Genomic DNA, 1,842 nt, shown 5'->3' with positions numbered 1-1,842 from the left:
ATGAAACCCGCCATGCCCGCCTCCGCCCGACCTACGGAAGTTTACCACAGGGAGCAGTTTCCACACAGCCTCGGCCGTGAGTGCCGATGAACGCGACTGCAATATCCTGTTCAACACACTTGATCTTTGTTGAACACGTCTCCATGTTCAACGAAAGAAGATAGCGTTGAACATGACTCTTGATCGCCACTCTCCGACCGCACATGCCGCCTACCACGACCTGCTGCGCCTGCTCCTTGATGACAAGGTGTCCGACCTGCGCGGCACACCGACACGGGTCGAACGAGGTGGGCGGGCCTATTGGTATGACACCTACCGAGTCGGGACAGATGTGCGCAAAACCTACATCGGAGAAGAGACCGATGCGCTGCTGGCGCGGCTCGATCGCCATCAGGCGCTGAGAGCGGAGGCCGAAGCGCGGGCGAGTGAACGGGCGCGCCTCGTGCGAATCCTGCGTGCTGAGCGGTTCATGGGTATGGACGCCGCCACCGGCAGCCTGCTTGCGGCGATGGCGAAGGCAGGGGTGTTCCGCTTGGGGGGCACGGTCGTCGGCACCCACGCCTTCCGGCTTTACGAAGGAGAGCTGGGTCTGCGCTATCGCTTCGACGATCTGGCGCAGACCGGCGATGTCGACATCGCGAGCTTCGAACGTCTGTCGCTCGCGCTGGATGACCGGGCTGAGCCTCCGGTCGAGCAGGTGTTGTCCGACTTCGCCTTTGATCCGGTGCCCGCGCTGGACAACGCCCCGGCGTGGCGCTGGCGTCAGAGCAAGGGGGCGGCTCTGGTCGAGTTCCTGACACCGGCCTTCGGGGAAGAGGGGGTGCGACCGCTGGCCGCGCTCGGGGTTTCGGCGCAGGCCTTACACCACTTGAACTATCTGATCGCAGACCCGATCCCGGCCGCGGTGATCTATCGCTCGGGCGTTCTGGTGCAAATTCCGCGCCCCGAACGCTTCGCTATCCACAAGCTGATCGTTGCAGACCGGCGCAGCGCCCGTGACCGGATCAAGGCGGAGAAGGACCGCCGTCAGGCGCGTTTTCTGATCGAGGTGCTCTTGGAGGATCGTCCCGAAGACCTGCTGGAGGCCTACCACGATGCGCTGTCACGCGGTCCGAAATGGCGCGAGCGGATCGAAGCGAGTTTGCGGATCATGCCGGATATCGCCGGAAAGCTCGTCTGACCTTGTGTGGTTTCAGCAAAGCACTGGCGGCGTGAGTGGGGGGGGGGTGGATGTAACCTGAGTAGTTCACTCAGGTTATAATTCACTCAAAAAGGTAACATTTGCGGCCGAAAAGGTAACATCTTCGGTGCATTCGCTGACTGAAATGACAGTTGATGTTACGTTTCAGCGTCGATGTCACCTCAAAAAACCTTTATCCGACAGAGTGTTATGGAGAACTTAACCTAGATGATACATGAAATCCGTGTTTTTCAGATCTCCCGAACCGAACGCTCTGAAACGCAGCCCAAATCCGTGTGGCGTCGAGGCTCGACAACTGGAGACGGAGCAAACAGAGGTTCATGTATGACGATAGACGAGAACGGATCGCCGGTCATCATCGAATACAAGCGCACGTCGAGCGAGAACGTCATCAACCAGGGCCTGTTCTACCTCGACTGGCTGATGGACCATCGGGGCGATTTCGAGGTTCTGGTGATGAAGACGTTGGGGACGGAGGCCGCGAACACCATCGACTGGACTGCCCCGCGCCTCATTTGCATCGCCGCTGACTTGGTAATCCCCCCATTTCTAGCGGGGTGCATGCGTAGAATTCACGCGACCATCTTCAGTTTCTGGGCGGGTGTGATGCCGCCGATGCCCATGTTCGGGCGGTCGTTGTT

General features: G+C 59.7%; 1 protein-coding gene and 1 pseudogene. Both read left to right on the top strand.

Annotated features, from left to right (window positions below):
• The first annotated feature begins 172 nt into the window (after window positions 1-172).
• Window positions 173-1,180, top strand: a complete 1,008-nt coding sequence (locus MXB90_RS17640) for a nucleotidyltransferase family protein (RefSeq protein WP_250046716.1) — start codon at window positions 173-175, stop codon at window positions 1,178-1,180.
• 345 nt (window positions 1,181-1,525) lie between these two features.
• Window positions 1,526-1,842 (top strand): annotated as a pseudogene (locus tag MXB90_RS17635) (hypothetical protein); the annotation flags it as partial.

Origin of the sequence: Phaeovulum molybdatiresistens (assembly GCF_023544865.1) — a bacterium.
GTDB lineage: Bacteria > Pseudomonadota > Alphaproteobacteria > Rhodobacterales > Rhodobacteraceae > Pontitalea.
The sequence above is the reverse complement of the archived record's forward strand: the minus strand, read 5'-3'. Positions and strand labels throughout refer to the sequence as shown.

What these genes read in the sequence shown, in the direction of transcription:
- MXB90_RS17640 (WP_250046716.1), top strand. Translation starts at nt 173, where the DNA reads ATGACTCTTGATCGCCACTCTCCGACCGCACATGCCGCCTACCACGAC.